The 25,353-nt window shown below is 70.1% G+C and carries 26 protein-coding genes; 6 read left to right on the plus strand and 20 right to left on the minus strand.

The genetic code is table 11. The annotated features are described in order from the left end of the window. The first annotated feature begins 4 nt into the window (after positions 1 to 4). Positions 5 to 622 (plus strand): type II toxin-antitoxin system PemK/MazF family toxin, encoded by a 618-nt coding sequence (locus tag TTY48_RS02350; protein ID WP_220655980.1) that lies wholly within the window; start codon positions 5 to 7, stop codon positions 620 to 622. A 1-nt stretch (position 623) separates the two neighbouring features. On the opposite strand, the gene TTY48_RS02355 is transcribed toward TTY48_RS02350, so the two are convergent. The 5 genes from TTY48_RS02355 to TTY48_RS02375 form a co-directional block, all read right to left on the minus strand. Continuing rightward, complete coding sequence (locus TTY48_RS02355; protein ID WP_220655981.1) at positions 624 to 1,031, minus strand: RidA family protein; 408 nt, start codon at positions 1,029 to 1,031, stop codon at positions 624 to 626. A 91-nt stretch (positions 1,032 to 1,122) separates the two neighbouring features. Then, positions 1,123 to 3,618 (minus strand): excinuclease ABC subunit UvrA, encoded by a 2,496-nt coding sequence (locus tag TTY48_RS02360; protein ID WP_220655982.1) that lies wholly within the window; start codon positions 3,616 to 3,618, stop codon positions 1,123 to 1,125. Continuing rightward, positions 3,615 to 4,457, minus strand: a complete 843-nt coding sequence (locus TTY48_RS02365) for a transglutaminase family protein (protein ID WP_220655983.1) — start codon at positions 4,455 to 4,457, stop codon at positions 3,615 to 3,617. The genes TTY48_RS02360 and TTY48_RS02365 overlap by 4 nt, the downstream gene beginning before the upstream one ends. Continuing rightward, a complete protein-coding gene (locus TTY48_RS02370; RefSeq protein ID WP_220655984.1) occupies positions 4,454 to 5,437 on the minus strand; it encodes an alpha-E domain-containing protein in 984 nt (327 codons plus the stop codon). The genes TTY48_RS02365 and TTY48_RS02370 overlap by 4 nt, the downstream gene beginning before the upstream one ends. Continuing rightward, positions 5,424 to 6,962 (minus strand): circularly permuted type 2 ATP-grasp protein, encoded by a 1,539-nt coding sequence (locus TTY48_RS02375; RefSeq protein ID WP_255585711.1) that lies wholly within the window; start codon positions 6,960 to 6,962, stop codon positions 5,424 to 5,426. The genes TTY48_RS02370 and TTY48_RS02375 overlap by 14 nt, the downstream gene beginning before the upstream one ends. A 313-nt stretch (positions 6,963 to 7,275) precedes the next feature. On the opposite strand from TTY48_RS02375, the gene rpsT reads away from it, so the two are divergent. After that, positions 7,276 to 7,536 (plus strand): 30S ribosomal protein S20, encoded by a 261-nt coding sequence (rpsT, locus tag TTY48_RS02380; RefSeq protein WP_220655985.1) that lies wholly within the window; start codon positions 7,276 to 7,278, stop codon positions 7,534 to 7,536. A gap of 105 nt (positions 7,537 to 7,641) precedes the next feature. On the opposite strand, the gene holA is transcribed toward rpsT, so the two are convergent. Next, complete coding sequence (gene holA, locus TTY48_RS02385) at positions 7,642 to 8,631, minus strand: DNA polymerase III subunit delta (RefSeq protein WP_220655986.1); 990 nt, start codon at positions 8,629 to 8,631, stop codon at positions 7,642 to 7,644. 131 nt (positions 8,632 to 8,762) lie between these two features. Here holA and TTY48_RS02390 point away from each other — a divergent pair, with 131 nt between their 5' ends. Next, on the plus strand, positions 8,763 to 9,578 hold the full coding sequence (locus TTY48_RS02390) for a hypothetical protein (RefSeq protein WP_220655987.1): 816 nt from the start codon (positions 8,763 to 8,765) through the stop codon (positions 9,576 to 9,578). On the opposite strand, the gene TTY48_RS02395 is transcribed toward TTY48_RS02390, so the two are convergent. From TTY48_RS02395 to TTY48_RS02450, 12 genes are all read right to left on the minus strand, one after another. Further along, entirely contained in the window at positions 9,550 to 11,058 is a 1,509-nt protein-coding gene (locus tag TTY48_RS02395) for a ComEC/Rec2 family competence protein (protein WP_220655988.1), read from the minus strand. The genes TTY48_RS02390 and TTY48_RS02395 overlap by 29 nt on opposite strands. Position 11,059: 1 nt before the next feature. Next, on the minus strand, positions 11,060 to 11,902 hold the full coding sequence (locus tag TTY48_RS02400) for a ComEA family DNA-binding protein (RefSeq protein ID WP_220655989.1): 843 nt from the start codon (positions 11,900 to 11,902) through the stop codon (positions 11,060 to 11,062). A gap of 125 nt (positions 11,903 to 12,027) precedes the next feature. Then, on the minus strand, positions 12,028 to 12,867 hold the full coding sequence (locus TTY48_RS02405) for a DegV family protein (protein WP_220655990.1): 840 nt from the start codon (positions 12,865 to 12,867) through the stop codon (positions 12,028 to 12,030). Between the two features lie 2 nt (positions 12,868 to 12,869). Continuing rightward, a complete protein-coding gene (gene octT, locus TTY48_RS02410; protein WP_220655991.1) occupies positions 12,870 to 13,586 on the minus strand; it encodes a diglucosylglycerate octanoyltransferase in 717 nt (238 codons plus the stop codon). Further along, positions 13,583 to 14,272, minus strand: a complete 690-nt coding sequence (locus TTY48_RS02415) for a histidine phosphatase family protein (protein ID WP_220655992.1) — start codon at positions 14,270 to 14,272, stop codon at positions 13,583 to 13,585. Before TTY48_RS02415 ends, octT begins: the two co-directional genes overlap by 4 nt. Then, positions 14,272 to 14,679 carry a ribosome silencing factor gene (gene rsfS, locus TTY48_RS02420; RefSeq protein WP_220655993.1) on the minus strand — a complete coding sequence of 136 codons (408 nt, stop codon included), beginning with the start codon at positions 14,677 to 14,679 and terminating at the stop codon, positions 14,272 to 14,274. The genes TTY48_RS02415 and rsfS overlap by 1 nt, the downstream gene beginning before the upstream one ends. Further along, positions 14,676 to 15,383, minus strand: coding sequence for a nicotinate-nucleotide adenylyltransferase (gene nadD / locus TTY48_RS02425; RefSeq protein WP_220655994.1), 708 nt, complete (start codon positions 15,381 to 15,383; stop codon positions 14,676 to 14,678). Before nadD ends, rsfS begins: the two co-directional genes overlap by 4 nt. Positions 15,384 to 15,417: 34 nt before the next feature. Next, positions 15,418 to 16,899: a VWA domain-containing protein gene (locus TTY48_RS02430; RefSeq protein ID WP_220655995.1), complete on the minus strand. Its 1,482-nt coding sequence runs from the start codon at positions 16,897 to 16,899 to the stop codon at positions 15,418 to 15,420. A gap of 2 nt (positions 16,900 to 16,901) precedes the next feature. Continuing rightward, positions 16,902 to 17,801 (minus strand): MoxR family ATPase, encoded by a 900-nt coding sequence (locus TTY48_RS02435; RefSeq protein WP_220655996.1) that lies wholly within the window; start codon positions 17,799 to 17,801, stop codon positions 16,902 to 16,904. Next, a complete protein-coding gene (locus tag TTY48_RS02440; protein WP_220655997.1) occupies positions 17,798 to 18,250 on the minus strand; it encodes an SRPBCC family protein in 453 nt (150 codons plus the stop codon). Before TTY48_RS02440 ends, TTY48_RS02435 begins: the two co-directional genes overlap by 4 nt. Before the next feature lie 70 nt (positions 18,251 to 18,320). Next, a complete protein-coding gene (locus TTY48_RS02445) occupies positions 18,321 to 18,770 on the minus strand; it encodes an SRPBCC family protein (protein WP_220655998.1) in 450 nt (149 codons plus the stop codon). 31 nt (positions 18,771 to 18,801) lie between these two features. Further along, positions 18,802 to 20,076: a glutamate-5-semialdehyde dehydrogenase gene (locus TTY48_RS02450; RefSeq protein ID WP_220655999.1), complete on the minus strand. Its 1,275-nt coding sequence runs from the start codon at positions 20,074 to 20,076 to the stop codon at positions 18,802 to 18,804. Between the two features lie 83 nt (positions 20,077 to 20,159). Here TTY48_RS02450 and TTY48_RS02455 point away from each other — a divergent pair, with 83 nt between their 5' ends. Beyond that, the gene (locus TTY48_RS02455; RefSeq protein ID WP_220658416.1) at positions 20,160 to 20,855 is read left to right on the plus strand and encodes an HNH endonuclease family protein; all 696 of its coding nucleotides are present in this window, start codon (positions 20,160 to 20,162) and stop codon (positions 20,853 to 20,855) included. A 13-nt stretch (positions 20,856 to 20,868) separates the two neighbouring features. Here TTY48_RS02455 and TTY48_RS02460 read toward each other — a convergent pair whose 3' ends face one another. Together TTY48_RS02460 and TTY48_RS02465 are read right to left on the minus strand one after the other, a co-directional pair. Next, entirely contained in the window at positions 20,869 to 21,552 is a 684-nt protein-coding gene (locus tag TTY48_RS02460) for a type 1 glutamine amidotransferase domain-containing protein (protein ID WP_220656000.1), read from the minus strand. A gap of 37 nt (positions 21,553 to 21,589) precedes the next feature. After that, the gene (locus tag TTY48_RS02465; protein ID WP_220656001.1) at positions 21,590 to 22,519 is read right to left on the minus strand and encodes an NAD-dependent epimerase/dehydratase family protein; all 930 of its coding nucleotides are present in this window, start codon (positions 22,517 to 22,519) and stop codon (positions 21,590 to 21,592) included. Positions 22,520 to 22,712: 193 nt separating this feature from the next. Between TTY48_RS02465 and TTY48_RS02470 the strand changes: the two genes are divergently transcribed. Next, positions 22,713 to 23,627 carry an acetoacetate decarboxylase family protein gene (locus tag TTY48_RS02470; protein ID WP_220656002.1) on the plus strand — a complete coding sequence of 305 codons (915 nt, stop codon included), beginning with the start codon at positions 22,713 to 22,715 and terminating at the stop codon, positions 23,625 to 23,627. A gap of 11 nt (positions 23,628 to 23,638) precedes the next feature. Beyond that, complete coding sequence (locus TTY48_RS02475) at positions 23,639 to 25,243, plus strand: succinic semialdehyde dehydrogenase (RefSeq protein WP_220656003.1); 1,605 nt, start codon at positions 23,639 to 23,641, stop codon at positions 25,241 to 25,243. Positions 25,244 to 25,353 lie beyond the last annotated feature (110 nt).

The raw sequence follows: 25,353 nt of genomic DNA on the forward strand, positions 1-25,353 counted from the left end.
GAACATGGCGAACGATTTCACGCGGTTCGCGGCCGTGGCCCGCAAGCTCGCGCGCGAGCACGGGCCCCGGCTCGCGGGCCAGGTCCTCGACTCCGCGCCCGTACGGGCCGGACGCGAGGCGCTCACCCAGGTCGTGACGCAGACGGTGACGCAGGCACTGGGCCTGGAACAACCCGCCGCACCGGCCAAGGAGTTCACACCGGGCCGCCCGGTCACCCGGACGTCGACCCGCACGGAACTGATGGCGCGCGCCATCGCCTACGCCCCGCAGCTCGACGGCCGGGCCGATCCGGGCGAGGTGGTGTGGACCTGGGTGGAGTTCGAGGAGACCACCGGCCCGAACGCCGGACAGGGCAAGGACCGTCCGGTGCTCGTGGTGGGGCGGTCCGGTGCGGCGCTACTGGGACTGATGCTGTCCAGCCAGGCCAAGCACGACGGTGACCGCGAGTGGCTGGCGATCGGGGCCGGAACCTGGGACGAGGACCGCCGCCCGTCCTGGGTGCGCCTGGACCGGGTACTCGATGTGCCGGAGGACGGCATCCGCCGCGAGGGCTCGGTGCTCGACCGTGCTCGGTTCGAGCTCGTGGCCGCGCGGCTCCGCGCGGATTACGGCTGGAGCTGATTCAGTCGACGACGGCGGCCACGGCCTCGATCTCGACGAGTTGATCGTCGTAGCCGAGCACCGTGACGCCGAACAGGGTGCTGGGCGCGTCGTGCTCGCCGAAGGCGGCGCGCACCACCTCCCACGCGGTGACGAGGTCCGCCTGGCGCGACGATGCGACCAGCACGCGGGTGGAGATCACATCAGCCATCGTAGCCCCGGCGGCGCCGAGCGCGATCCGCAGGTTCTCGACGCACTTCGCCGCCTGGCCCGCGTAGTCGCCGCAGGCGGCGGTGCTGCCGTCCAGTTCCAGCGGGCAGGATCCGGCGAGGAAGATCAGCCGCGCCTCCTTCGGCGCCGTCGCGGCGTAGGCGTATTCGGCGACGCCGCTCAGGGCCGCCGTCCTGATCAGTTCGACCCGACTCGGCATGCCCTCAGCGTGGCACACGGCAGGCGGGTCAGAGGAGCTCGGCCTTCTGGAAGCGGCACCCCGCTTCTTCATCTCCTCGTCGGCAGCGCCGTCACGCCTCCAGATGCGGACGCAGGTAGCGCCCGGTGACACTCCCGGCGGCTGCGGCCACCTGTTCGGGTGTGCCCGTGGCGACGACGGTTCCGCCCGCGGCGCCGCCTCCGGGACCGAGGTCGATCACGTGGTCGGCATTGGCGATCATGTCCAGATCGTGTTCGACCACGATCACCGTGGCGCCGCGATCCACGAGCCGCTGCACCACGTCCAGCAGCACGCGGACGTCCTTCGGGTGCAGGCCCACCGAGGGCTCGTCCAGCACGAACACCGCGTCGGACTGGTCGCGCCCGAGCTCGTTGCCCAGCTTGAGCCGCTGCGCCTCGCCGCCGGAGAGCGCGGGGGTGGATTCACCGAGGGTGAGGTACCCGAGCCCGAGGTCCACCAGGGTGCGCAGCTTCTTCGCGATGCGCGGCAAGGCGATCCGGTCCGCCGCCTCGCGGACGGTGAGGGCGAGCAGTTCGGGGAGCGCGAGGCCGTCGGGTTCCGGCCAGCGCACGTCCGCCGCCGCGGGGGCGTACCGGCGTCCGCCGCACGCCGGGCATTCGATGTCGACGTCCGGGAGGAACTGCACGTCGAGCGATACCTGTCCGGTGCCGTCGCAGCGGGGGCAGCGCAGCGATCCGGTGTTGTAGGAGAAGTCGGCCGTCTTGTAGCCGCGGACCTTCGCCGCATCGGTCTTGGCGTACTCACGCCGCAGGTCGTCGAGCACGCCGCTGTAGGTGGCGACGGTGGAGCGCACGTTGATCCCGATCGGTGTTGCGTCCACCAGGTTCACGCGCCCGATGGACGGGGCCTCCAGCACGCTGACGTGCTCCGGCAGCGGCTCTCCCGCGGCGTGCGCCGAGATCGCCGGCACGAGGGATTCGAGCACCAGCGTCGTCTTGCCCGAGCCGGAGACGCCGGTGACGGCGGTCATCCGGCCGACGGGGACGTCGACGGTGAGCGCCTGCACGGTGTGCAGCGGCGCCGTCTCCAGGTGGATCCGGCCCGGCGCGAAGACCTCGTCGGGGGCGAGACGCGGGCGCACGCGGACCGCTTCCCGACCGGCCAGAAATCCGCCGAGCAGCGACGCCGCATCGGACTCCAACTCGGCCACGGTCCCCGTCGCGATCACGCGACCGCCCTCGCCGCCCGAGCCGGGGCCGATCTCGATCAGGTACTCGGCCTCGCGCAGCACGTCCAGGTCGTGATCGACGACCACGACGGAGTTGCCGTCGGCGAGGAGATCGCGCATCACGCCGACCAGGCCCTCGACGTTCGCCGGGTGCAGGCCGACCGACGGTTCGTCGAGCACGTACAGCACGCCGGTGGTGCGATTGCGGACCGCGCGGGCGAGCTGAACCCGCTGCCGCTCACCGGTGGACAGCGTGCCGGCCGCCCGATCGAGACCGAGGTAGCCGAGCCCGAGTTCCCGCAACCGCCGCGCGATGGACAGGAGCGAGTCGATGAGGATCGCCGCCATCTCGCGCATGTCCGCCGGGAGCGGTTCAACGGTGCCGGGCGCCCAGGCGACCACCTCGTCGAGCGGCATCGCCGTCACCTCGGCGAGCCCGAGATCACCGATCCGGGGCGCCCGCGCCTGCGGGCTCAAGCGCGTGCCACCGCAGTCGGAACAGGGCCCCGAGCGCACGAATCGGTTGACCCGCCCCAGTCCCGCCTCGGTCGTGGCCTTGTCGAGTGCCTCCTGCACGGCGGCGTTCGCGCTCCGATACGTGAAATTGACCTCGAACAGCTTGCCGCTCTTGCTGGAGACCGCGACATTCCGCTTCTCCGCGGGGCCGTGCAGCACGATCTCCCGCTCGGCGTCGGTGAGCTCGGCGAAGGGCACGTCGATGCGGACGCCGAGGTCGGCCACGACCTGGGGCATGAAGGAGAAGCCGAACATCGACCAGGGTGCGACGGCGCCGTCGGCGATCGTCTTCGACGGGTCGGGGATCAGTGTGGCACCGTCGATCTCGCGGACGATGCCGGTGCCCGCGCAGGTGGGGCAGGCGCCGTCGGAGTTGAACGCGAGCGATTCCGCGCCGGGCGGGGTGAAACCTGCTCCGCACTCCGGGCAGGTGAGGTCCATCCCGGCCGCGACGTCGATCGTCGGGGCCAGGTAATGCCCGTTCGGACAGCGGTGCGACGCGAGCCGGGAGAACATGAGCCGCACCACGTTCAACAGCTCCGTGGATGTGCCGAAGGTACTGCGCACACCGGGGACACCGGGGCGCTGGCGCAGGGCGAGCGCCGCGGGCACGTGCTCCACCGAATCGACCGCGGCCCGCGGCGCCTGCGCCATCCGCCGCCGGGTGTAGGTGGACAGCGCCTCCAGGTAACGGCGCGAGCCCTCCGCATACAGCACCCCCATCGCGAGCGAGGACTTACCCGAACCCGAGACGCCCGCGATGGCCACCAGACGACGCAGCGGCACATCGACGTCGACGTCCCGGAGGTTGTGCACCCGGGCACCCCGGACGGCGATCTGCAGCGGGACGTCGAATGTCATGCGAGGCGGGTGATCTCCACCACCACGTCGAGATCGGAGGCCCCGCCGCCCGCGATGATCCCCTTGAGCGGGGGCACATCGGCGTAATCGCGGCCCACGCCCACGGACACGTGCCGCTCACCGATCGGCACGTCGTTGGTGGGGTCGTAGCCGTTCCAGTGGCCGGTCCACGCCTCGATCCAGGCGTGCGACTCGCCCGCCACCGTCGAGCCGATCTCGGCGTCACGCTGCGGATGCAGATACCCGGAGACGTATCGGGCCGGGATGCCCACGCTGCGCAGCATCAGCAGCGTGAGATGCGCGTAGTCCTGGCAGACGCCCTTGCGCTCGTCCCACGCGTCGATCGCGGACGAATGCACGCCGGTGGTGCCGGGCACGTAGTCCAACTCGCCGTGCACCCAGCGGCACAACTCGAGCACCGCTTCGTCGGGACCGAGGTCCTTGACGAGCTTCTTCGCCTGCGAACCCAGCTTGCGGTGCCGCGGAACGTAATCGGTGAAACCCAGGAGCTCGTCGTAGCGGTCGCGCACGCGCGCCGAGTCGAGCTCCTCCCAGCTCACGATCTCCTCCGGAGGCTCGGAAGCCTCGGTCTCGACGACCGAGGCACCGGTCACCTCGAGTGCGGTGTGCGGCGCGTGCAGGTCGAAAGCGGTGACCGCGGTGCCCCAGTAGTCGGTGTACCGGTATGCACGGGTGGCCGGGACGGTCTCGACGCGGTTGAGGATCACGTTCTGCCGCTGGTCACTGCGGGGCGTGAGCCGGGCCTCGTTGTACGACGAGGTGACCGGCGCGTTGTAGCCGAATCCGGTGGAGTGCACGACTCGAAGACGCCAGCTCACAGCTCCCCCTCCAGGATGGTGTCGATATCGCCGCGGGCGCGGGCATCGGTCCAGGCGACGTAGGGCGTCACGTGGAAGTAGCGGGCGGTGATGGCCTCGCCCGCCTCGTGTCCCAGCTCCTGCAGCGCGACCAGGCGGCGCTGCAGATCGTCGAGCAGCTCACCGGGAGCAAGGAATTCGAGCTCGCCACGGGCGCGGCCCAGCAGGCGCTGCGCCTCCGTGCGGGTGCCGAGGCGGCCCTCGCGACCACCCTCGATCGCGTTCAGGCAGTCCTCGGCGGTGGTGAGCGCGTGGATCACCGACCGCGGAAAGAGCCGGTCGACGAGGATGAATTCGACCACGCGGGCGGCGTCGAGCACACCGCGGTAGGTACGCAGGTAGGTGTCGTGCGCGCCGGTCGCGCGCAGCACCGTGACCCAGGTGGGCGAGCTCGCCCGATCGCCGGCGCGGGAGAGCAGCAATCGGATGGACATGTCCATCCGCTCGATCGAGCGGCCCAGCAACAGGAACCGGTAGCCCTCGTCCCGCGACAGCGTGGAATCGGTGAGGCCGGAGAACATCGCCGCCCGGTTCTTGATGTAGTTGAGGAACTCGTGCGGGCCGAGGCGGCGCGCCGCGCGCTCGCGTTCGGCGAGGCCGTTGTACGTGGAGTTGAGGCACTCCCACATCTCCGACGAGGTCACCTCGCGGGCACCGCGGGCGTTCTCCCGCGCCGCGTAGATGGTGGCCGCGATCGAACCGCTGCCGGGATCCCGGTTGTAGGCCACCACCTCGGTTACCGACCGCAGGTCGAGCGGCTGATCGGCGGGCGGTTCCGGAATGCCCAAGACCCGCACCAGCTGTCGCGAGACGCGGTCCTCGTCGACGGTGGCGTCCTCCAGGAACTGGTGGGCCGTCACGTCGAGCATCCGGGCGGTGTCGTCGGCGCGTTCGGAGTACCGGCCGATCCAGTACAGCGCCTCGGCGTTACGCGCGAGCATGCGGTGCCTCCGTCCAGGTCGCCTGTTGCTGTTGCTGATCCTGTTGGCTCAGATCGGGCCCCAGTTCCACCTGGGGCTGCTCCGCCAGATCGCGCGAGGGCACCAGCGCCTCGCCCTCCAGTTCGGCCTCCGCGACGGAGGATCGTGCCGCGAGCACCCAGGTGTCCTTGGAGCCGCCGCCCTGCGAGGAGTTCACCACGAGCGAGCCCTCCGGCAGCGCGACGCGGGTGAGGCCGCCGGGCAGCACCCACACGTCGTCACCGTCGTTGACCGCGAAGGGACGCAGGTCCACGTGCCGCGGACGGGCGCTCTCGCCGATCTTGGTGGGCACTGTCGAGAGCTGCACCACCGGCTGCGCGATCCAGCCGCGGGGATCGGCGGCGACCTTGCGGCGTATGGCCGCGAGCTCCTTCTCGCTGGCGTCGGGCCCGAAGACGATGCCGTAGCCGCCCGACCCCTCGACCGGCTTGATCACCAGCTCGTCGATCCGGTCGAGCACCTCCTCGCACTCCTCGTCGAGCCAGCAGCGCAGGGTGTCCACGTTCTGCAGCAGGGGCTTCTCGCCGAGGTAGTAGTCGATGATCTCGGGCACGTAGGTGTAGGTGAGTTTATCGTCGCCCACGCCGTTACCCACCGCCGAGCTGATCACCACGTTGCCGGCGCGGGCGGCGTTGAGCAGCCCGGCCACGCCGAGCACCGAATCGGGCCGGAACTGCATGGGGTCGAGGAAGTCGTCGTCGATGCGGCGGTAGATCACGTCCACTTGCTGCTCACCACCGGTGGTGCGCATGTAGACCACGTTGTCGCGGCAGAACAGGTCGCGGCCCTCGACCAGTTCGACGCCCATCTGGCGGGCGAGCAGCGAGTGCTCGAAGTACGCGGAGTTCGCCATGCCCGGTGTGAGCACCACGACGGTGGGGTCGGCCTCGTTGGAGGCGGCCGACCGGCGCAGCGCCCGCAGCAGGTGCGAGCTGTAGTCGCCCACGGCCCGCACGCGGTGGCGCAGGAACAGGTCGGGGAAGACCTGCGCCATGGTCCGGCGGTTCTCCATCACGTAGCTCACACCCGACGGGGAGCGCAGGTTGTCCTCCAGCACGCGGAAGGTGCCCTCGGCGTCGCGGATCAGGTCGATACCGGCCACGTGGATGCGCACGCCGTTGGGCGGGCGGATGCCGGCCGCCTGGCGGTGGAAGTGCGCGCACGAGGTGACCAGGCGCTTGGGCACCACCTGATCGCGCAGGATCTCCTGTTCGGAGTAGATGTCGTCGAGGAACAGTTCGAGCGCCTGGACCCGCTGCTTGATGCCCTTCTCGAGTCGGTTCCACTCGCCTGCGGCGATCACGCGCGGCACCAGGTCGAGGGGGAAGGGCCGCTCGCGGCCCTCCAGCGAGAAGGTCACGCCCTGGTCGATGAAGGCGGCGCCGAGCGCGTCGACGCGCGCGGCGAGATCGGATTCGTCGGCCGAGGAGAGCGCCTCGAAGACCCGCTTGTACGGGGAGCGGACCGTGCCGTCCTCGGCGAACATCTCGTCGTAGGCGGCACCGAACGACGGGGCGTCGTCGTATCCCGCGAACAGCCGCGCATCGTCGGACAGTCGGGGAACGGCCGGCCGCCGGGTGTGGGACTTGGCCTGTTTCTGCGGGGTCACTCGCTATATCGTGCCGTACCGGCCGCGATTCGGCAGCGCACTCGTTCAGGCGGTGGCAAGGTGTGGGCCAGGTGATGTTCGCCCGGGCAGCACTGCGATTTGGGTTGTCCCCGCCGCGCTGGTAACCTGGTACGTCGGCAGTCAGTACCGACTGTTCTTATGCCTTTCGAGTGACAAGAGAGTTTGACGCGTGGCCAACATCAAGTCCCAGATGAAGCGGATCAAGACCAACGAGCGCAACCGCCTGCGCAACCAGTCGGCGAAGTCGTCGCTGCGTACCGCCATCCGCCACTTCCGCGAGGCCGTGGATGCGGGCGACAAGGACAAGGCCACCACCCTCCTCGCCAGCACCAGCCAGCAGCTGGACAAGGCCGCGAGCAAGGGCATCATCCACACCAACCAGGCTGCCAACAAGAAGTCGGCCCTGGCCCTGGCGCTGAACAAGCTCTGATCCTCCGCTAGACGCGCGTATCACCGCGCCGAACCGTCCCCCGGCACCACGCGAGCCGGAACCGGATCGGCGCGGTTTTCGCGTATCCGGGTGCGGCCGAGGCCGTCAGCTCGCGAGCGTGGCGACCTTCCGGACAGCGAGTTCGAGCGCGTAGTCCGGATCGGCCGCCTGGCCCTTCACGTCGGCGTTCGCCGCGGCCACAGCGGCCAGCGCCAGCGCCACGTTCTCGGCGCGCCAACGGCGGGCCACCTGGGTCATCTTCTTGACCTTCCACGGCGCCATTCCCAGCTCCCCCGCATCCCGGTACTGATCGGGGGTACGTCCCAGGCCACGGATGCGGGCCACCGAGTGCACAGCGTCGGCCAGCGCGTCGGCGATGAGCACGTGCGGCGTACCGCGGTGCTGGGCCCAGCGCAGGGACTCCAGCGCAGCGGCGACCTGTCCGGCGACGGCCTTATCGGCGATCTCGAATCCGGTGACCTCGGCACGGCCCGCGTAGTAGCGGTTCACGGCGGCCAGATCCACCCGGCCGCCGGTATCGGCCACCAGCTGCGCGATGGCCGCGGCCAGCTCGCGCAGATCCTTGCCGACCGAATCCACCAGGAGCTCGACCAGCTCGTCGGAGACCCGCACCTTCTGCGCCCGGAACTCGGACTTCGCGAAATCGGTGCGGTCGCGCGCGTTGCTGATGGTGGGCACCTCGACCACAGCGGCGCCGGCCTTCTTAAGCGCGGCCACCATCGACTTCGCGCGGCCGCCACCGCTGTGCTCGATCACCAGCGTGATGCCGTCCGGCGGGTTCTGCGCCGCCTCGACGATGAGGTCGACGGGCGCTTTCCCTGCCTCGGCCGCCGACTCCAGCACCACGATCCGCTCCTCCGCGAACAGCGACGGACTCAGCAGTTCGGCGAGCTCGGACTGGTCGACGTCGCCCGCGCGCAAGCGAGTCACCGGTACCGCTTCACCGCCCAGCGCGCTCGCGTCACCGGCGTTCGCCCGCGCGTCCTCCACGATCGCGGAGACGGCCCGCTCCACCAGGAGGTCCTCGGTCCCCACCACCACGTGTACCCGCGCGCTCTCTGCCACACCCCACATGCTGCCAGATCCCACCGACGACCCCGCTGAGCCACGGCGAGCGCGGATGCCCCCGCCGGCGAGTGCGCCCTTCTAGGATGGGCTACGTGACGCGACGCATTCCAGTGGCGGTCGATCGGAGCAGCGTATGCATGGGCGACGACGTCCATAGTCACGCATCGACCGAGAAGGTTGAACCCGGAACGAGGCTCAGCGCATTCCTGGCTGCGGCGAACCCTGACGTCGGCTCCACCGGGTGGTCGTGGTTGGCGCGCGTCGATGACGTGGTCACCGCCGTGTGGTCGATCGATCACGGAGTTCAACTACTCGTCGAGGACTATCCGATCACCCGACGCACTGCACCGAAGAGCGTGTACTGGGTGTATTGCCAGCAGATCGACCCGGCCTGGTTGCATGGAAGACTCTCCGGCGGAGCGTCGGCAAATTTGAAGCACCTCCACGATGAGTACAAGTCCATAGGGCGGGCCAAGCAAGAACGTGAGGAACGTCGACGAGAATTCGACATCGAAGAGCGATGCGTCAGTAGCGATTACGTTACGGCCTTCGAAAGGCTCGGCGCGAGCATCGATCTCCACAACGACCGGCTACTCCGATTCGAACTACTCGGTCACCGGTGGGTCTTCAAACGAAACGATTCGATGTTCGGCATCTACGTCGACGACGTTTCACTCGCTTCGATCCGCCCGCTACCGCTCGCCGAGCGATGGCTCCTCGCGGCTGTGGCGGCACGTTCCACGCCGCAAGCACACCTCGTTCCGCCCGCACACGACGAGAGCACTTTCGAATGGCGCCCGATGTCTTCAGTACCTGGAGGACCTGCACGATGGGAAGCCAGCAAGGGCTATGCCGTCGCGCAGTTGGAAGGGGAAGACGCTGTCGCCTACTTCCGGTTCGCTGAAAGCAGATCACCAGAGCAGGTCAGCGACGCGTTCGTACGCAAGGAGTAGAGCCACGGTGTCGCGCCGACGATCTGAGAAAGAACACGACGACGCACACCGCGACCAGCAACAGCCCCGCCACCGAACCGCCCGGCACCACCAGCACCGGCAGCCGCGCACACCACCGCGCCACCATCAGCACCCACCACAACTCCGGCCCCGTCGCCCGCGCCCCCACCTCCGCGAGCACGGGCGCCACCGGCGAAGACATCGCCGCCAGCGTTCCCACGACCGTGATCACGGGAATCACCGGCCCCGCCAACAGATTCGCCGGCAGGGCACCCAACGGCACTCGACCCGACAGCGCCACCACCAAGGGCAGCGTGACCACCTGCGCCACCACCGTGACGGCCAGCAGCCCCGCCAGCGTGTCCGGAACCCTCCGCATCACCAACCGATCCCGCACCACCGGTGCCCACAGGATCAGTCCCGCCGTGGCCGCCACCGATAGGGCGAATCCGAGGTCCAGCGCCAACTGCGGCCGCACGACCAGTAACACCACGATCGCCGCCAGCAACGCCGAGAAGGGCTGCCGCCCGCGTCGCAGCGCCAGCGCCCCCACACCGAGCAGGCCCATCACCGCCGCCCGCACCACCGACCCCGTCGGACCCACCAGCCCGACGAAGGCGATGATCGCCACCGCCGTCACCACCGCCCGCGCCGTGATCGACAAACCTAGCGCCGCACACAGCCCCAGCACGCACAGCGCCACGATGGCGAAGTTGGCGCCGGAGACGGCCGTCAGGTGGGTGAGTCCGGAGTCCTGGAAGTCGCCGCGCACCGTCGGGAGCGTGTGCGATTCGTCGCCCAGCACCAGTGCGGGGAGCAGCCCCGCGGCGTCGACGGGCAGGGCGTCCGCGGACACCGCCGCGAACGACCGGCGGACCTGTGCGGCGGCACGGAAGTGCGGCGGTGCGCGTTCGAGCACCGTGGGATCGCCCGATCCGACGAGGACCGCCGCGACGAGGCCGGGGCGGGTGCTGCGGAGCACGGTGGCGCGCATCGCGATCCGCTCCCCCGGCACCACCGAACCCAGATCGAAGGTGGAGCCGAGCAGCAGCACCGAGCCGTGTGCGGGAACCGTCTCCACTGCCTGCACCGCCAGTGCCGTGGCCGGCACCAGCACCCGCGAGGCGTCGAGGTGGCCACCCGGGTCGCCGCTGCGCTGACGCGGCCATTCGTTCACCTCCAGCACCACCAGCACGCGGCCGGCACCCTCGAAATCGGCGATCGGTGCGCGTTCCCTGTCGTGCACACGCACGGCCACCGAGACGGCGACTCCGGCTCCGAGGCCCGCCGCCGCGGCCAGCGCGATGCTCACGGCCCGTACCGTCGGCGACGATCCGCCGATCCTGGTGGCGGCGACGGCCACCAGGATCAGCACGGCAGCGATCGACCACGCGGCGGCCGCGGAGCGCAGCGCGAGGGCGGTGGCCGCCCACGCCACGGCAGCCGCCGGGAGCAACCGCAGATCGACGCGCTCCTGCATCTCACACCGTGGCCATAGGCTTGATCTTGGCGAGCTTCGCGTCGCCGATCCCCGCGACCTTGCCCAGATCCTCGACGGTCTTGAAGGGCCCGTTCTGTTCCCGGTACGAGATGATCGCGGCAGCGGTCGCCGCGCCCACGCCGGGTAACCGGTCGAGCTCCGAGGCTCCCGCGGTGTTGAGGTTCACCTGCGCCCCGGGCACGGCCGAGGAACCACTCGCGGCCCCGGAGGCGCCGGCGGCTCCCGGCCCCGCCGAGACCACCGAGCTGCGCAGCTTCACCGCCGACTTCCCCTCGGCCACACCCACCACCACCTGGTCGCCGTCGCGCAGGGGCTGCGCCAGATTGAGACCGGCGGTGTCGGCGCCGCCGAGGGTGCCGCGGGCGGCGGTCAGGGCATCAGCGACCCGCGATCCGGGGGCGAGCCGATGCAGACCAGGGGCGCGGACCAGGCCCACCACGGCCACCACCAACTCCCGCGGCACGGCCGGGCTGGACGACACAGCACCCGCGGACGTGGATGCCGAAGCGGTGGAGGATGTCCCGGCGAAGTTCACCACCGGGTACTGCCCCGCGTCGTTGGAGCCGGACGATCCGAAGATCGCCACGGCGGCCACGATCGCCGCGATCACCCCGACGGCGCACAGCGCGACCGCCGCCCGCGGCGTGGTGCGCACGCGGTCGACCGTGGAGCGCCACCCCGTCGGTTCCCGATCCCAGAGTTCGTCGTCGGCGCGGGACCCGCGCGGCGGCTCGGCGAAGTCGTCGAGCCACTCGGGTCGCGCGTACGCCTGGTCGCGAGCGCCGTCGTCGCGGTCGTCGCGGGAATTCCGTGTGCCGTCCATGCCCGCACGCTAGGCCCGCGATCCGGCGCGGAAGCCGCGGAGAACCGCGGATACGGCGTGCCTGTGGATAACCCCGAACCTGTGGAGAACCGCCCGCCAGCGGGGCAGCCCGTCAGCGGCGCGTGCTAGTCGCCGAGCGCCGGGGCCACGGCGACGCCGACCGCGCCGGGACCGAGGTGCGCGGCGATGGTGCCACCGAACGGGCCGATCACCAGCTCCACCAGCTGCGGGAACGCCGCGCGCACCTGCTCGGCCACCTTCGCCGCCGCCTCGGGGGCCTCCACATGATGTACGGCGACCCGGGCCGGACGGTCACCCAGATGCTCCGAGGCCAAGGGCGCCAACTGATCCCGCGCACGGCTCACCGTCCGGGTCTTCCGCTCGGAGACGATCCGGCCATCCGCCAGACGCAGCACCGGCACGATCTGCAGGGCCCCACCGAGCAGTGCGGCCAGCGCGCTCACCCTGCCTCCGGCACGCAGGTGGTCAAGCTTGGCCACGCAGAAGAAGCCCTCCGCGGAGCCCAGCACCTCGTGCGCGGCCTCGGCCACCTCGTCCGCGGTGGCACCGGCCGCAGCCAGGCGCGCAGCCTCCAGCACGCCGAAGCCCATCGCCATATCGATGCAGCGCGAGTCGATCACCCGGATGGAGTCGTCGATCAGGGCCGCCTGCGAGACCGCGGTCGAGTAGGTGGAGCTCAGGTGCGAGCTCATGGTGATCACCACGACCCCGTCACCGTCCGCCTCGGCGACCGCCGCCTCCAGCACCTCGCGGACCTCCCCGACCGAGGGGCCCGAGGTGGTCACGCCCTCCTTGACGAAGCGCTCGGCCTCGTAGCCGGTACCGCGATCGATGAACTCGCCGTCGGCCGAGAGCACGTGCAACGGCAGGATGCGGATCCCCGCCTCCCGCACGCGTTCCGGCGCGATCGCCGCCGAGGCATCGGTCACCACGACCACGCTCACGACTACCTCCCCTCCGCGCGCAGGGCGCGCAGCACGCGCTGCGCGACCTGCTCGTGCATCTCGAACGACCAGTGGATCCCGTCGATGTTATTGATCCCCAGGTCGAACGACCACTCGCACAGGTCACGGACCGGCACGTAGGGCACCCCGGCCTCCTCGGCCCAGCCGCGCATGGCGGCGTCGGTCCTGGCCCAGCCGGGCTGCGCGAAGGCGTACGCCCGCGTGCGGTGCACCGCGGGTCCGAGCACGGCGGTCGCCGCGTGCGGCCGCAGCGCCGCGATCGAGGCGTGGGTGCGATCGAGGTAGTCCCGGGTCACCGCGGGGGGCAGCGCCATCGGCCAGCCGACGGGTGCGAAGACCCGCTGCAGCACCGCGTAGCCGTCGCGGGCCCGCGCTCGCAGCGATGCCGGCCGCAGGTACCGGATCTGCTCACGCAGCGCGGTGGGCACGGGCGAGGGCAGCGAATCCATGCCGCCGAGCGCGAGCACCACGGCGTCGACGTTCGGGATCGTCGCCCAGACCCGCGGATCCTGGCTCACGCACCACCACCCGTCGCGCGTGGTCCAGCCGACGCGGCCGAACAGCTCGCAGCGCTGACCGAGCGCGGCGGCCACGAGATTGGGCCAGATCCGCGGATCGGAGGTGGGCAGCGCGCCCTCGGGACCGTAGAAGCCCAGCGAATCGCTGAGCACGAGCAGCGTCGACGTCGGTTCCGTCATTGGACCTCGGGGGCCACGTCCGCGGAGGCGTTCCACACGTCCAGGCGCCAGCGGGGCGCATCGCCGTGACCGCTGAGCTGCACCCAGCTGCAATTGCCGAGGCCGCCGAGCACCGGCCACGAGGACACCGGCAGGTCGAGCAGGCGGGCCGTCAACGCGGCGACCAGGCCGCCGTGGGCCACCAGCACCACGGGCCGTTCCGCATCGCCCCATTCGGGCAAGCGGTCGATCAGCTCCGTGACCACGGGATAGGAGCGGGCGGCCACATCGACCCGGGCCTCACCGCCGGGCGGTGCCCACTCCGGTGCGTCGCGCCAGCGCAGGCGGGCGCCGGGCATGTACGCGTCGACCTCGGTATGGGTCAGGCCCTGCCAGTCGCCCAGCATCGTCTCGCGCAGCCGCGGGTCGGTCTCCACCGGCACGCCCGTCGCCACGCTCAGCGCCTCCGCGGTATCGCGGGCGCGCCGCAGATCCGAGCTGAGGATCGCCAGGGGCTCCCGGTCGGCGAGCGCATCGGCGGCGGCCAGCGCCTGCCGGCGGCCGAGGTCGGTGAGGTCGGTGTCGAGCTGCCCCTGCATCCGGCCCTCGGCGTTCGACGCGGTCTGGCCGTGCCGCAGCAGGATCAGCCGGCGCACCGTCGGGGTGAGCCGCTCGACCGACGAGTCGAGCCCGTCCTCGACCCGCATCACTCGCCCTCGGGCGTGTCTCCGGCGTCCCCGTCAGCGGAGCGTTCGCCGAGTCCCTCGACCTCGATGTGCGGGCAGTCCTTCCACAGCTTCTCGAGCGCGTAGAACTCGCGCTCCTCCTGGTGGAAGACGTGCACCACGATGTCCAGAAAGTCGATCAGTGCCCAGCGGCCCTCGCGGGTGCCCTCGCGACGGGTGGGCTTGACGCCGATCTCGCGGAGCTTGTCCTCGATCTCCTCGACGATGGCGTTCACCTGGCGCTCGTTGCTCGCCGAGGCGATCACGAAGGCCTCGGTGAGCACCAACTGCTCGGACACGTCGAGCACCACGACGTCGGTCGCGAGCTTGTCGTCGGCGGCCAGCGCGGCGACGGTGGCCAGTCGGCGGGCGTTCTCGGATGCGGTCATGATCCTCCTGGGTTCAGGGTGCTGCCCGGGGTCTCCGGGTGGCTCTCGTACAGCCGGCGCTTGGCGATGTACTGCACGACGCCGTCGGGGACGAGGTACCAGACAGGACGTCCGGCATCGGCCCGCGCGCGGCACTCGGTCGACGAGATGGCCAGGGCGGGCACCTCCACGAGGAACAATCTATCCCGCGGCACGTTCGTCAGGTGATCGGCGGCGAGCTGATACCCCGGCCGGGAGACGCCGACGAAGGTGGCGAGGCCGAACAGCTCCTCCCAGTCCTGCCAGCTCAGGATCGAGGCCAGCGCATCGGCGCCGGTGATGAAGTACAGGTCGGTGTCGGGGGCCTGCGCGCGCAGGTCGCGCAGGGTGTCCACGGTGTAGGTGTCGCCGCCGCGGTCGATGTCGACGCGGCTCACGGAGAACCGCGGGTTCGAGGCGGTGGCGATCACCGTCATCAGGTACCGGTCCTCGGCGGGGGTGACGCCGCTCTTCTGCCAGGGCTTGCCGGTGGGGACGAAGACCACCTCGTCGAGGTCGAACCGGTCGGCCACCTCGCTGGCGGCCACCAGGTGACCGTTGTGGATCGGATCGAAGGTCCCGCCCATGACGCCGACGCGGCGGCGTCTGGTGTTACCGATGCGGCCGCGTCCAGTGTCACTGGCGCGGCTGCGGCCGGCGGCGCGGGACTCGCGTGCGGTGGGCATGGGAGTTGATCCTATGGTGTGCGTGCGCGCCGGGTCAGACCGGCAGCAGTCGCCCGATCACATCGGCGAGCTGCCCGGCGGTGCGGCACTCGTACATGTCGATCACCCGGCGGTACTTGTCGGCCACCGAGTCGCCCGTTCCCCACGAGACCTTCCGCTCGGGGTTGAGCCAGAACGCGTGCCGCGCGCTCTCGACGAGTTCGTTCAGTTCGGCCAGCGCGGGATCGGTGTGGTTGCTGCGGGCGTCACCCAGGATCAGCAGGGTGCCGCGGTGGGTGACGGCGTCGGGGAAGTCGCGCAGGAAGGTGCGCAGCATGTTGCCGTAGTCGGAGCCGCCGAACCGGGCGACCTTGGTCTCCCGGATCACCCGGTCGAACATGTCGACCACCGTGTCCACGGTGAGCGTGCGGCTGGTGTCGATGTAGTCGGTGATCTCGTCCACCGAATCGACGAAGCCGAAGACGCGGATCTTGGAGAACTCGGCCCGCAGCGCGTGCGTGAGAAGCAACGTGAAGTTCGAGAAGCCCGCGACCGAACCGGACAGGTCGCACAGGAGCACGAGTTCGGGCTTGGTGGGCCGGGGCCGACGGTGCGCCAGATCGATCGGGACGCCGCCCGTGGACATCGACTTGCGCAGCGTGCGGCGCAGATCGATGGGTCCGCGGCGGGCGCGGCGACGGCGCACCAGCAGCCGGGTGGAGAGCTGGCGGGCCAGGGGCCGCACGGTCTGCTCCATCCGATGCAGTTCGCTGCGGGTGGCGGCGAAGAAGGCCACGTTCTCCGGCAACTGCGGTGCGGCGTACTCGACGACGGCCTCGGGGCCCCGCCGGGCCGCCATCGCGACGGAGGTGAGCTCCCGGACCCGCTCGCTGAGCTCGGCCACCCGTGCCCGCGCGACGCGGCGCGCCGATTCGTATTCGAAGCTGCCGGGCTGCGCCCCGTCCTCGCCGGCGGCGGAGAGCAGGCCGTTGGCGATCGCGGCGATGAGCGTCTGCGGGTTGAGGGCCTTGAGCGCCTGGTACGAGGAGAAGGCGGTGCCGGTGGCGGAGTTGTACTCGCCGAGCTGCTCGACGATCTGGCTGGCGATGCCGTCGTGGTCGCCGCCGGCGACGAGCGCGGCGACGGCCTCCTGGCGCAGGGCCTCGCGCGCCGCATCGGGGTCCGGCGGGGTGTCGGCGGCGGGCATCGTGAGCGGGTCGACCTCGCCGGGCACGCCCTGGCAGCCGCCGGATCCACCGGTCCCACTGCCCGACGAGGATCCGGGCAGGCCCAGGCCGCCGCGCACCGGGAAGTAGAGATCGAAGATCACGTCGAAGGACTTGCGGTGCATCTGTTCCCGCAGCAGTACCGCTGCGAGCCCCTCGCGGAGCTGGCTGCGATCGGTGAGGTCGAGCACCGTCAGCACCTCGGCGGCGGTGATCGCCTCGCCGGGCCCGATCGACATGCCCTTGCCGCGCAGTGCGCGGACGAAGGCGTGCAGGTGGCCGTCGAGCGGGGTCCCGGTGGGCGCTGTCATCGCTACAGTCCCAGTGCGGCCGAGGCGGTTTCGATATCGGCCTGGTGCTTGAGCACCACACCGAGCGTGGCGGCGAGCGCGGCCTTGTCAATGGAGCCGTTGGCCGATCCGGTGATGCCCAGCGCGAGCAGGGTGCGGCACCAGTCCAGCGTCTCCGAGACCGAGGGCTTCTTCTTCAGGTCGAGCCCGCGCAGGGTGGCGATCACGCGGAGCAGTTGCTGCGCCACCTCGGACGAGAGCTCCGGCACCCGGCTGCGGATGATCGACAGCTCCAGCTCGGCGTCCGGGAAGTCGATGTGCAGGTACAGGCAGCGCCGCTTGAGCGCCTCCGACAGCTCGCGGGTGGCGTTGCTGGTGAGGAACACCAGCGGCTTGCGCTGCGCGACGATGGTGCCCAGCTCGGGCACCGTGACCGCGTAGTCGGAGAGGACCTCGAGCAGCAGGCCCTCGAACTCGAGGTCGGCCTTGTCGGCCTCGTCGATCAGCAGGACCGACGGTCCGCTCTCCCGGACCGCCTGCAGCAGCGGGCGGGGCAGCAGGAACTCCTCGGAGAAGACGTCCTGTTTGGTGTCGTCCCAGTCGCCGTCGTTCCCGCTGGACTGGATCCGCAGGATCTGCTTGGCGTGGTTCCACTCGTAGAGGGCGCGGGCCTCGTCGATGCCCTCGTAGCACTGCAGGCGGACGAAGCGGGCCTCCCGCGCCTGGGCGCAGGCGCGGGCGAGCTCGGTCTTACCGACGCCCGCCGGTCCCTCGACCAGCAGCGGCTTACCGAGCCGGTCGGCGAGGAAGACGGCCGTGGCGGTCGCGGTCGAGGGGATGTAGCCCGTCTCCCGCAGCGCGGCGGCGACATCGTCCACGCTGCTGAACAGGGCAGTGGGAGCCGGCGCGACGGCACTGGTCACTGCGCGGCCTTCCGCTTGAGGACCTCCTTGGTGAAGCCCTTCGACGCGATCTCGGCCGACATCTTCACGCCCTTCTTCACCACGAAGCCGGGCAGCTTGACCTTGAGGTCGATGTTCATGTCGACAAGGACGTGCACCTTGTCGTCGCCGATCGGGGTCAGCTGGTAGTAGCCGCCCTGCGACTTCACCGCCAGGCCCTCGCCCTCGGACTGCCAGGCCACCTTCGTCTCGGGGGTGAACTCGTAGCGGAAGGTGAGGCTGTCGCTGATGCCCATGAGGCCGGCCTCGACCTTGACCAGGCTGGGGTTGCCGGAGGCGTCGCGCTCGACCACCTCCACGCTCTTGTGCGAGGACGACCACTCGGGGAGCGACTCGACATCCAGCAGCGTCGCGTAGGCGAGCGAGGCGGGCGCGTCGATCTCGAACTCGACCTTCTCGTTGATTGTCATGGCGCCAACCTACCCCCGCTCCGAGAACCCGTTCACGGGTAGCCGCGCCGCGTGCACCGAAAGAGGTAGGTCAGGCGGCGGCCTTGCGTGCCATGACCTCTTTGGTCAGGCCGTTCTTGATGATGTCCATCGCGATCTTGATGCCCTTCTTGACCACGAAGCCGGGCGCCTTGACCTTGGGGTCGAGGTACATGGTGACCTTGACGTGCGTCTGATCGTCGCCCTTCGGGGACAGCTCGTAGATGCCGCCCTGACTGCGGACGGCGGTGCCCTCGTTGCGGGTGTCCCACTTGCAGCTGGTGTCGGTGAAGACGTAGTCGAAGGTCAGATCGTCGCTGAACATGAGCAGGCCCACGGAGGCATCCACCACGCTGGGCCGGCCGTTCGCGTCGCGCTCGACGACGGTGACGTTGCTGTGCGCCGACGACCAGTTCGGCAGGGCGTCGACATCGGCCAGCGTGTCCAACACCAGTGAGACCGGGGCGTCGATGTCGAATTCGAGGGACTCGTTGATAGCCATGGCGACAACCTACCTCCGCGGAGGCCGCCTGTTAGCGGGGTCGGACATGTCCGTCACCCCAGGCCACCCACTTGGTGGAGGTGAGCTCCGGGAGACCCATCGGGCCGCGGGCGTGCAGCTTCTGGGTGGAGATGCCGATCTCGGCGCCGAAGCCGAACTGCTCACCGTCGGTGAAGGCGGTGGAGGCGTTGACCATGACGGCGGCCGCGTCCACGCGGGTGCTGAACTCGCGGGCGGCGGCGAGCTCTCCGGTCACGATGGCCTCGGTGTGCCCGGTGCCGTAGCGGTCGATGTGCTCGATCGCGGCGTCGAGCCCGTCGACCACCTTCACCGCGACGTCCAGGCTCAGGTACTCGTCGGCCCAGTCGGTCTCGGTGGCGGGCACCATCTCGGCCTCGTCGCCGTGCACGACGACGCCCTCGGCCTGGAAGGTTCCGAGCAGGCGGGGCAGGAAGGTGTCGCGGAGCGCCGCATCGACGAGCACGGTCTCGACGGTATTGCACACGCTGGGGCGCCGGGTCTTGGCGTTGACCACGAGCCGCTCGGCCATGTCGAGGTCGGCGGCGGAGTGCACGTAGATGTGGCAGTTGCCCACGCCGGTCTCGATGGTGGGCACGGTGGCGTCGCGGACCACGGCGGCGATGAGTCCCGCGCCGCCGCGCGGGATCACCACGTCGACGAGGCCGCGGGCGCGGATCAGGGCGGTGACGCTGGCGCGGGATTCGGCGGAGAGCAGCGCGACGGCGTCCTCGGTGATGCCGCTCGCGGCGAGCGATTCGCGCAGCACGGCGACCAGCGCGGCGTTGCTGGACGCGGCCGAGCTGGAGCCCCGCAGCAGCACGGCGTTGCCGGACTTGAGGGTGAGGCCGAAGGCGTCGACGGTGACGTTGGGCCGGGCCTCATAGACGATGCCCACCACGCCGAGCGGCACGGCGACCTGTCGCAGCTCGAGACCGTTGGGGAGGGTGGAACCGCGCAGGACGGTGCCGATCGGATCGGGCAGGCCGGCCACCTGGCGCAGACCGGAGGCGATGCCGTCGACGCGGGAGGCGTTGAGCGCGAGCCGGTCGACGAGCGACTCCTCGGTGCCGGCGGCGCGGGCGCGTTCCACGTCCTCCGCGTTGGCGGCCAGGATGCGGTCCTTGTTCGCGAGCAGGGCGTCGGCCGCGGCGTGCAGCGCCGCGTTCTTCTGCTCGGTGGTCAGGGTGACCAGCTGCTTGGACGCGGCGCGCGCAGCGCGGGCCGCGTCCTGGACCGCCTCGGTCGCGGCGGTGAGATCGGCGTCCTGCGTGGTGGGCGTGCTCATCACCCGAGAATACGTGTCCGGCCCTGTGTGTCAGGGCGCGGTGTTACGTTCCGGCGGTGACTACTCGGGGGAGGAGCCGGCGCCTGTCGCGGCGCATGTGGGTGGCGCTCGTCCTCGCGGCGCTCACGGCCATCGTCGTGGCGGTCGGCGCGGTCCGGGATCGGTCCGACGGTGCCGCCCCCTCCCCCGCACCGGGCACGGTTGCCGACGGTGCTCCGCTGGCCGGGGTGACGATCGTGGAGTCCCGAGTGCGGGCTCCGCAGCCCTATCGGCGTGCCTCCTTCGGCAAGGCCTGGACCGACGATCAGGCAGCGCCCCTGGGCCACAACGGGTGCGATACCCGCAACGACGTGCTGGACCGCGATCTGATCGACAAGACCTATGCCCGCACCTCCGCCTGCCCGAGGGCCGTCGCCACCGGCACGCTCGCCGATCCGTACAGCGGCAGCACCGTCCGGTTCGAGCGGGGCGCCAAGACCTCGGCGAAGGTGCAGATCGACCACATGATTCCGCTCGCCTACGCCTGGGACATGGGCGCGTGGTCGTGGGACGACGACAAGCGCACCCGGTTCGCCAACGATCCGCGCAACCTGGTGGCGGTCGACGGTCCGGCGAACGAGAACAAGAGCGACAGCCCGCCCGGCCGGTGGATGCCGTCGAACGAGCGGTTCCACTGCCAGTACGCGCGGCAGTTCGCCTTCGTGGCCCGGGAGTACGGAGTGTCGGTGGATCGGGCGTCAGCGGCGGTCATCGACCGGGCGGCGTCGACCTGCGACTAGCTGTCGCGCCGCGTCACAGGAGTGCGGCGACCTTCTTCGCTGTCTCCTTCGCCGAGCCCGGGTTCTGCCCGGTGACGAGGTTCCCGTCGACGACGGCGTATGAGACGAACGGCAGTTTCGCCTTCTCGTACCGTGCGCCTCGCTTCTTCATCTCCGCCTCGGCGTTATACGGCACGAGCTTGTCCACCCGCGCCAGAACCTCCTCCTGCCAGGCGAAGCCGGTGACCTTGCGGCCCGCGACCAGATATTCGCCGCTCGAGAGGCGCGTGTTGAGCAGGCCGCAGTACCCGTGGCACACCGACGAGACTATGCCGCCCCGCTCGAAGATCTCGCGGCTGATCCGCTGCAGGCCTTCACTGTCCGGGAAGTCGTACATCACGGCGTGTCCGCCGGTGAAGAAGATCGCGTCGAACTCGGCGGAGTCGATCTCGTCCGGGCTCTTCGTGGTCTCCAGCAGGGCCATCCGCGCGGGGTCCGCACGCCAGGCCTTGGCCGTCTTGTCGTAGTTGGGAAACTTCAGCGACCGCGGCTCGAGCGGCACAGGGCCGCCGCTCGGGCTCACGAGCACCTGCTCGAACCCCGCCTCCTCGAAGACGTGCCAGGCGTGGGTGAGCTCGGAGAGCCACAGGCCGGTCTTGTGCGACGGGTCGTCGTAGTGACCGACATTGGTGACGACGGTGAGGATGCGCTTGGACATGGTGCCCCCTTCTGGGTGGTCGAGTTCGTTCATCTGGTCAGGCGTCGTGCTCGTGGTGGATGGTGGCCACCCCCTCCTGGAAGGTGGTCACGCGGAATTCGGGGAACGCTGCCTTGAACTTGTCCGAGACGAAGATGTTGTCCACCTCGTAGCGCGGCAGCAGCTCCCACAGTTCGCGAACGCCCTTGTTGGAGAGCCGGGCCACGAAGAAGGCGGCCTTCGGCACGACCGAGTAGTCGATCTCCCGACCCCAGGCCGCCGAGGCGATGCTGATGAGCTCGGCGTACGTCGGCCGTGCGTCGTCGACGGGCAGGTGCCAGGTCTGCCCGTACGCCGCGGGGGTGTTGCCGATCAGTGCCATGGCGCGGCTGGCGTCCGGCGTCCAGATCAGGCTGCGGCGGACATCATCACGGAGCGGGACGCGTGCCTTCTTACCGGCGGCGATCGCATCGAAGACCATCGTGTTGGTGAAGCCCTGGGTCTTGCCGGGGCCGTAGAACTCGGGGGCGCGGCAGATGACGGCCTCCACGCGCCCGGCTGCCATGGCTTCCAGCAGCATGGTCGTGATCTGCGCCCGGGTCCGCCCCTTGCTACCGGCGGGCCGGAACGGCGCGTCCTCGGTCTGCGGCACGTCCGTCATCGGATACATGTAGGTGTTGTCGAAGAACACCAGCTTCGTGCCGTGCTTGGCGCACGCCTCGATGGTGTTGCGCATCATCACCGGGAGCTGATCCGCCCACATCTGCGAGTCCGGCGGCAGGCCGACGGTCAGGTAGGCGATCTCGCTGCCGGCGACGGCGGCGTCCGTCTCCTCGGCGCTGAGCAGGTTCGCCGCCACCAGCTCGTCTGTCGGATGCAGTGGCTTGGGATTGCGGCTGACGAGGCGGATGTCGGTGGTGTATCGAGCGTGGAGTTCCCGAGCGAGCTCGGTCCCGATCTGGCCGTTCGCGCCGAGGATCGTTTGCACCTGAGGACCTTTCGTTGTCGTGAAGCTTGCGACGACCGCCGCGGCAGTTCCACAGTAGGCGTCGATGTAAGCAGTGTCAACAACGCCTCGGAGCCGACATCCTGCGAGGTGGCTCACACATGTTGACAGTGCTTACACCGCGAGCCTACTGTCGACATGTAAGCAACGCATACATTGAGTGAGGATCACGCACATGAGCACTGGGACCGCAGCAACTGTCACTGTCGACCTGGGCGGACGGACCGTCTCGGTCCCGAAAGCCGGCCTGTTCGACCGGTATCGGATGGACGTCCCCCTCGACGAGGTGGCCGCCGACCCGCGGGTGCCGGGCGTCGACTTCTTCCGCACCCTCCCGAAGACGGAGGTGCAGTCGCCGATCGGCTCGACGCGCACGCCCAACTTCTACTACGCGATGTCCTCGGCGCGACTCACCCTGTTGGCCCCGAGCAGCGCGATCCGCAAGCGACTCCCCGAGGAGCTCTCGCCCCTGGAGATCGCTCCGGGAGTCGGCGTGGTCTCGCTGATGCTCTTCCGGTACGACGTGTGCGACATCGATTTCTACACGGAGGCGGCCGTGGGCGTCGCGGTGCGACCCGCCCGCAACGGCGGCCGGCGCACGGCGGTCGCCGATGCCGTCTCCGCCCTCGGTGACGACCACCTGCACTCGTACGTGCTCTCGCTGCCGGTGAACACCGAGATCGCCCAGGTCCGCGGCCACGACGGCTACGGCTTCCCCAAGTGGGTCACCGGACTCGACGTCGACATCGACGAGACCAGCACCAGCGCACGGATCGCGAACGCCGACGGCGGGATCGACGTCGCCCTCTCCGCCGCCACCCCGAAGCAGCGCCGCTTCGCGAGCGGGGAGAAGGTCTCGGCCCTCACCTCGTACACGAAGCGAGAGGGTGCGTGGCACTCCACGCTCAACCAGACCAACATCCTCGCGAGCGGCAGCTCCGTCCTCCCGCGCGGCCTCGACCTCCAGCTCGGTGAGGGGCGCATGGCCGACGACCTGCGCTCGCTCAAGACGATCCGGGCGATCTCGTTCGACGTCAACACCTCCGCCCAGGCCGCGCTGCACATGCCGGTCCCCTTCTCAGTTCGCTGAAGGACGCCGAAATGACCATCACCACAGACACTCCCACCACAGCCACCGTCGGCGTCGACGCCGCACTTCCGGCGTCCCTGACCCCCGCGCTGCTGCGCCGGCTCGCCGGACGGGTGACCGCTACCACCGACGCGGACCGGTCCGCCACCACCGCGCCGTACACGGGCGAGCCCCTCGGCGACTTCCCCGTCTCGACCCCGGACGCAGTCGACTTCGCCTTCGACCGGGCCCGTCGGGCGCAGGCCGGGTGGGCTGCAACGCCCGCGGCCGAGCGGGCGAAGATCCTGCTGCGCTTTCACGATCTGGTACTGAAGAACCAGGACACGGGGCTGGACCTCATGCAGGCCGAGAACGGCAAGACCCGCCGTGACGCCTTCTTCGAGATCGCCGATGCCGTGATCGCTGCGCGCTACTACGCCCGCACCGGCCCGAAGCTTCTCGCCCCGGAGCGCCGGCGCGGGGCACTCCCGTTCCTCACCCACACGACGCAACTGCACCACCCCAAGGGTGTCGTGGCCATCATCTCGCCGTGGAACTACCCTCTGTCGATGGCCGCCACCGACGCGATCGCCGCACTCATGGCGGGCAACGCTGTCGTGCAGAAGCCGGATACACAAACCGCCCTCACCGCACTGTGGGCCATGGACCTGATGTATCAGGCCGGCCTGCCGAAGGACGTGTGGCAGATGGTTATCGGCCGCGGCAGCTCCATCGGCGATGCCCTCATGCAGGGCGCCGACTACATGATGTTCACCGGTTCCACCGCCACCGGTCGACAGATCGCCCGCGATGCGGGCGAGCGCCTCATCGGCGCGTCGCTCGAGCTCGGCGGGAAGAACGCAATGCTCGTCCTCGACGACGCCGATATCGACCGCGCCGCCACCGGAGCCGTCGCCGCGGCGTTCCCGTCCGCGGGTCAGCTGTGCGTCTCGATCGAGCGCATGTACGTCGCGGAGTCGGTGCGCGATGAGTTCGTGGCGAAGTTCGTCGAGCGGACGCGAGCCCTGAATGTGGGGGCGGCGTTCGACTACCGCCCGGAGGTCGGAAGCCTCACCACGGCGAAGCAGTTGCGGACGGTGACGGCACACGTGGAGGACGCGGTCAGCAAGGGCGCGACCGTGTTGGCGGGCGGCCGCGCCCGCCCCGATATAGGCCCCCTGTTCTACGAGCCCACGATCCTGACCGGCGTCACGCCCGAGATGACCCTCTACGCGCATGAGACCTTCGGACCGGTCGTCTCGATCTACCCGGTGGCCGACGACGAGGAGGCCGTGCGTCGGGCCAACGACACGGTGTACGGCCTGAACAGCAGCGTCTGGGGCTCGGACACCAAGCGCGCGCGGGAGGTGGCGGCGCGGCTGCATTCGGGAACGGTGAACATCAACGATGCCTTCGCCGCAGCCTGGGGCAGCATCGACTCCCCGATGGGCGGCATGGGCGATTCGGGCCTCGGACGGCGCCACGGGGTGGACGGGCTCCTGAAGTACACCGAGGCGCAGACGATCGCCCACCAGGCCCGGCTCAACTTCTATCCGCCGGCGGGGATTCCGTGGCGGTTCTGGGCACCTGCACTCACCGCGGGACTGTCCGCCTGGAAGCGATTCGGGGCGCGGTGAGCGCCTGAGCGAAGCGGCCGCGTGGGCCCAGCAGGACAGCGCGGGCGTTTCACTCCGACGCCCGAGCCCTTAAACAAGCATTGCTGCTTGTTTTTTTCGCCGCCGAATGC

Source organism: Tsukamurella sp. TY48 (assembly GCF_019656655.1).
GTDB lineage: Bacteria > Actinomycetota > Actinomycetes > Mycobacteriales > Mycobacteriaceae > Tsukamurella > Tsukamurella strandjordii.